This window comes from Caballeronia choica, from assembly GCF_001544535.1.
Taxonomy (GTDB): domain Bacteria; phylum Pseudomonadota; class Gammaproteobacteria; order Burkholderiales; family Burkholderiaceae; genus Caballeronia; species Caballeronia choica.
In genome coordinates this window covers 1-5,605 of record NZ_FCON02000279.1, presented here as the reverse complement: position 1 = coordinate 5,605, position 5,605 = coordinate 1, and the positions used below count along the sequence as shown (strand labels likewise).

The 5,605-nt window shown below is 55.5% G+C and carries 3 protein-coding genes; 2 read left to right on the top strand and 1 reads right to left on the bottom strand.

Annotation, left to right across the window (positions count from 1 at the left end):
* Positions 1–1,224: 1,224 nt before the first annotated feature.
* Both AWB68_RS51260 and AWB68_RS42245 read left to right on the top strand, forming a co-directional pair.
* The gene (locus AWB68_RS51260) at positions 1,225–2,850 is read left to right on the top strand and encodes an alpha/beta hydrolase (RefSeq protein ID WP_087650077.1); all 1,626 of its coding nucleotides are present in this window, start codon (positions 1,225–1,227) and stop codon (positions 2,848–2,850) included.
* A 296-nt stretch (positions 2,851–3,146) separates the two neighbouring features.
* Entirely contained in the window at positions 3,147–4,583 is a 1,437-nt protein-coding gene (locus tag AWB68_RS42245) for a glycoside hydrolase family 1 protein (RefSeq protein ID WP_087650076.1), read from the top strand.
* Between the two features lie 511 nt (positions 4,584–5,094).
* Here AWB68_RS42245 and AWB68_RS42240 read toward each other — a convergent pair.
* A partial coding sequence (locus tag AWB68_RS42240) for a c-type cytochrome (RefSeq protein ID WP_235028814.1) occupies positions 5,095–5,605 on the bottom strand: 511 nt, incomplete at its 5' end.

The window sequence follows — 5,605 nt, the reverse complement described above, 5'->3', positions numbered from 1 at the left end:
GAATGAGCCGCTTCTGACTTACGATGTCGGTCGGCTAGCTCAATAAAGTTCGCCGAGGGTTCTTCTGCGTGAAGCTCATTGCTTGTCGTACCGAGATCTGAAATTATGGCGAAATTTTTTGCCGCAGAGCGACCAAGACCGAGCCCACGGGTTGCTAAGATGTCATTGCTCATACGGCTCCCAGGCGATCGTTTGATTGCTTTCAGGTCGCTGGAATCGTCGCTCTCAATCGTAGTTCACAGCGCGCTCCAGCGAAACTTTTTTCCTTATCGGGTCGCTGGGCGCGCGGAATCATAACCGGCATCATGAGTTTGAAAGATAACGTCGATTTCGGTAGTTCGTCGCGGGAACGAGTTAGCCCAGGAGCCGCTGATCGCGAGCGCTCGGATCTGCCGGTTCAGCACCGCGCAGTGCCCGCACTCAACGCGCCGCATCACCGGACAGAAAATACGGGGCCCAAAAACAGGGATGCCGATAGAGAGCGCCGTTGTTCCCGCTTAACATGTCACGCTGCACGCGCGCAATGGCGTCGGCTTTCGACAGTGAAGGTTCCGACCCATACGCCTTGAACAGACCAACGGTAAGTTGCCCGGCCGACTGCGAATGGTTTTTCGTTGAGCCTCTTACCTTAAAGTGGTTTCCCATTAGCCTGGTTTCGCGTCAAACAGATTTCCCCTTCTAAAGGACGTCGATGCTGTGTAAGAATTGTTCTCGGTGAATATGCCATTGAGGTGTAATCTTGTGTCGAAGGCGCCACTCTCCTGAACCAATCAAATTGCGTCGAACGCACGCATCCGATAGTACGCGTCTGTTTGCGGTGAAGCTTGACATTCGCGCCCGCTAAAGGACGAACGTCCGGAAACCCGTATATCCGCCTCGCGTACCAGGCGGCGACCTCAAGGGGCGTCGGCAGATGGGCTGTCAACTGGGGCAAGAAATGATTCGATACAAGAGGAAGATGTCAGTCAACCGCCAATGGCTTTTGAGGGTCAATCGTGAGAGTAGACGCGATGCATCTAGAATTTCTCAGTGTCACGCCTAAGATATAGGTGCCGCTCACTATCGTTCTTGGGTGCTTCTGTGCGCAGAACTCTATGTCTTGCCCTCCGCACCGCGCGGGATTCGACTGAAGCGCTGGCGTGCTATGGCTTTGGGCATTGCCGCAGCTCGGAACCCAGTACATTGGAAAAAGAGCCGTCAAGCGGCTCAATCGATTTCGCAACAATGGTGCGAGCCTGCGACGAGGCGGTGTTTCAAGCGCATCTCATTGCCACCTGCTTCAAACGCAGTCTGGATTTATTGCCGCTAGAAAAGCCCATCTTGAATGACATTCGACGCGCGACCTCGGAGACGTTGCATACGTTGGCACGATGGTTAATGCATACCACAGGGCATCCCGACGAGCCCCTCGTGCATTCTGTTGTCGAGCACTATGCCGTTCCTTTGACTCAGACGTGTGACATCTTCGACCGAGCGGCAAAACTCTTGTCGCGAGGCGCGTCGCCCGAGACTGATCCGGCCTACGGGGTAGGGCGATTCGCTGGTATATCACGTGAAGTTCGCGGCTTTGCAGACGAGGTTCCTCCGAAGAACAGCGTTCGTTGGTACCGTCGGCCACTACTCCCGCTTTATACGCTATTGCGTTTCCCTCGTCGGCGCACGCTGGAAGCTTGGCGGGCTCTGCAGCGTGATGAGGCATTTTTCGTTGGCGAGCTCTTCGGTACAGTATGGAACCTTCGGGAGGAATATGAGGCCCGCAAAATCACAGACTTACCGAATCGGACGGGCTTCCTAGATCGAGGAGAATCGAGGGCCTTGGCGCATCGACGAGAATCGAGAGGTATGCACTTCGGGGTAGCCCCTCAGAAACAGCGGGTATTTTTTGCGACCAACCGGTCTGTTATCTCTGATAGGCACATAAGAGAGGTTTCCTTCTGCAACGGCAGGGGCCTCGGAGATTTAAAGTGCGGTGTAGCATCTGTTTCAATTCCAGCTATTCATAACATCGGCCAGGTAGAGCGGCCCCCTCAGTTCCTTACTCTGTCGTTTAGCGAACTCGCCGACAAACACATTCTGGTCTCGAGTCGACTCCTGTTAGCTCCAGACGATTGGATTGACTCTGCTCGAAGGGCTCTTTCGAGCGAAACGGGGTCTTCCGCCCTAGTTTTCATTCATGGCTATTCCGTGACATTTGACGAAGCACTTCGGAGGACGGCCGCACTCGGAGCCGATTTGCGATTCGCCGGTTTGTTAGCCTGTTTCAGCTGGAGCTCGGAAGGAAGCGTTTCCGGCTATGTGGCGGACCTGGACAACGCAGACCTCGCGGCGCCACAACTCACCGAATTTTTGCAGATGATGCGCGACGAAGTTGGCGCCGACAATGTACACATCATCGCTCATAGCATGGGAAACCGCGTGCTCGTCAAGGCGCTGCGTGGCCTCTCAGTTTCCTCAGCTGGACATCTCGGTGAGGTTGTAATGGCCGCACCTGACGTGGATTGCGATGTGTTCAAGGCGTCCGTTGCAGGGTTTCTAGGAAAGGCTAGGCGATATACGCTGTATGGCTCCAAGCATGATATTGCGCTCGCAGTATCCAGATACATCAGGCGAAAATACCCTCGCATTGGAGACGGCGGAAAGCGTGTGTTTGTTATCGAAGGCGTGGATACAATCGACGCGTCGGCCGTGACCGGCGACATTCTCGGGCTAAATCATTCCTACGCGCTTGTTAAACGACCAGTCGTCAGCGACCTCCATTACGTCATCCGCACGAGCACTCCAGCAAATGACCGAGCGGGTTTAGCGCCAAAAGTAAAGAACGGACTCCCTTACTGGTTGCTGCGCGCGTAATTCTACTGTGACAATACCTTCATTCAATATAATCCTCTGCAGACTTGGCATGAGGAAACGATGGACGAGAAATCGTCGTTCGTTGAGTATCTGGAGCGTCTCTGTGAGGCGCTGGGATGTTGTCGCCGACTCCGTTTTGATTCGGATGCCGAGATTCTCGTGAACCGCCCCATTGTCGACCTCGTGGTTGAATGCGAGGCATTCACGAGCTCGCCGCCCGGATCATCGACGCGGCGGCAACCGGTTGAATTTGGTGTCGGCAGCAACAGCTGCGGCGAACCGTCAGGAGTGCACTCATGTTCCACCGGAAACTGAAAGACTTTCCTCCGGATTTTCTCTGGGGTGCCGCCTCGGCGGCTTACCAGGTAGAAGGCGCCTGGAACGTGGACGGCAAAGGCCCGTCGGTGTGGGATTCTTTTACCAAGATTCCCGGAAAGACTTTTCAGGGGAGCAACGGCGATGTGGCAGTCGATCACTATCACCGCTTTGCTGAGGACGTGGCGCTGATGGCCCAGATGGGTATGAAGGCGTACCGTTTCTCAGTAAGCTGGCCGCGCATTTATCCGCAAGGTCGAGGCGAGGCTAATGAAGCGGGGTTGGCATTCTATGAGCGCCTGATCGACGAACTGATCGCTCACGGCATCGAACCTGTGCTCACGCTGTACCACTGGGATTTGCCACAAGCCTTGCAGGATGAATACGGTGGCTGGGAAAGCCGCGAGATAATTGTGGATTTCGAGCGCTATTGCGTAACGCTGTATCAGCGCTTTGGCGGCAAGGTCACGTATTGGGTTTCGCTGAATGAACAGAACTTCAACTTCACCAATGCCTTTCAGTTGGGCACTCACCCGCCCGGCGTAGAAGACCGCAAACGTTTCTTTGCCGCCAATCATGTAGCATTCCTGGCTAATGCCACAGTTATTGCCGCATTCCGCCAGCACGTGCCCACGGGCCGGATCGGCCCCAGCTTTGCGTATTCGCCTGCCTACCCGGCCTCAAGTGCGCCGACTGACATTCTGGCTTTTGAAAACGCTGACGAATTCACCAATTACTGGTGGCTGGATGTCTACTGCTTTGGCCGCTATCCGCAAGCGGCGCTGCATTACCTGCAGCAAACCGGCGAAGCGCCGCACATTGAACCGGGCGATCTGGAAATCTTTCAGCGCGGCCTACCCGATTTTGTCGGTGTGAACTACTACTACACCACCACGTTTACCGAGAACCCGCTTGATGGCGTGGGCATGAAGCGTATCAACACCACCGGCCAGAAAGGCACCACGCCATCAAGCGGCGTGCCCGGCCTGTATCGCACCACGGCAAACCCAAATCTCGAAACATCCAACTGGGACTGGGCTATCGATCCAACTGGATTGCGTATTGCTTTACGTCGTATCTCCAGCCGTTACGCGCTACCAATGATGATTACCGAAAATGGTCTGGGTGAGTTCGACACTCTGGACGCGAATGACACCATTCACGACGCCTACCGCATTGCCTACCTGAAAGGCCACCTTGAAGCCTGCCAGCAAGCGATCAGCGATGGCGTGCAGTTGCTGGGTTACTGCGCGTGGTCGCTTACCGATATCTTGAGCTGGCTAAATGGCTATCAAAAGCGCTATGGCTTCGTATACGTTGACCGTGACGAGACCAATGAAAAAGACCTGCGCCGGATACCGAAGGACAGCTTTTATTGGTATCGAGATGTGATTGCCAGCAATGGTAAGAAACTTTAGTGAGAGCGGACGTTGTCGTTGCGGAGACTGAAATGATGGCAACGGGTCGCAAGTACGCGTCCTCGAGTTATAGCCGCCACTCGCAGCTGCAGAAACGCGAATGTCAGAAGAGCGACCCAAAGCCGCCTCGCCGGTGCCAGTACTTGAGCGACGGCTCTGGCCGACAACGCGTCTGTGGGAAAGCATTTCCACCTTTCGACCACGTGGACGGTCGGGGTCAACGCCGTGCATCGGCCTTATTCAATTGGGTGGATCCGATACTGGCGAGATCATCAACAAGCCAACGGATGACCTGAAATTGACGCTTGAGGCGTGTGTACAGCGTTTCCGCACAGACCAGCGGCGTCGGCGTATTCGCGTCACGAAAGCAGCGTCAGAATATCCACGTTGAAATTGAAGCTCGACGTCGCTGCGCCGAAACAGGCCCGGGTACATCGCGTCATAAGTCTCGTGAAGCGATGGAGGATGGCGCGGGAAAGAGGCCGCACATCGACAGCCATGGCACGCGAACTCAGCGCAGACTTCTAACCTGGCTCGGCGTGACATCTCCGACAAATCGATTGCCGAAATGGGTTCTCGTGTAGTTGACGATAGCAGCGACCTGATCGTCATTCATCGCGTCTCCAAACGATGGCATCGCCTTCCGGCCGTGCAGTACGTTGACGATGACGTAGGGTGCTGCTTCGACTGCCGGGTTGTCAGCGAGCGCCGGGTAGTGACCCGCGCCCTGTGCGCCTTTTCCATCCGGCATATGGCACCCCGCGCAGGTCGCGTTGTAAAGCGCTTCACCGCTTCTTTCGGTGAAGCGGTAGCCTGGCGAAATCGTGATGGTGCGTGGTGCGTCCTGTGCCACGGCCTGAGCCGACACCGTCGCGGCTCGCATCAGCAAGGCCATCAGTATCACGCTTAGTGCGTATTCCGGTGATCGTGACCGACATTTCCGGCATCGTGACCGCTGATTCCGTTTTATCGTGACCGCGGTTTCCGGTTGATCGTGATCGGCAATTCCGGCGATCGTGACC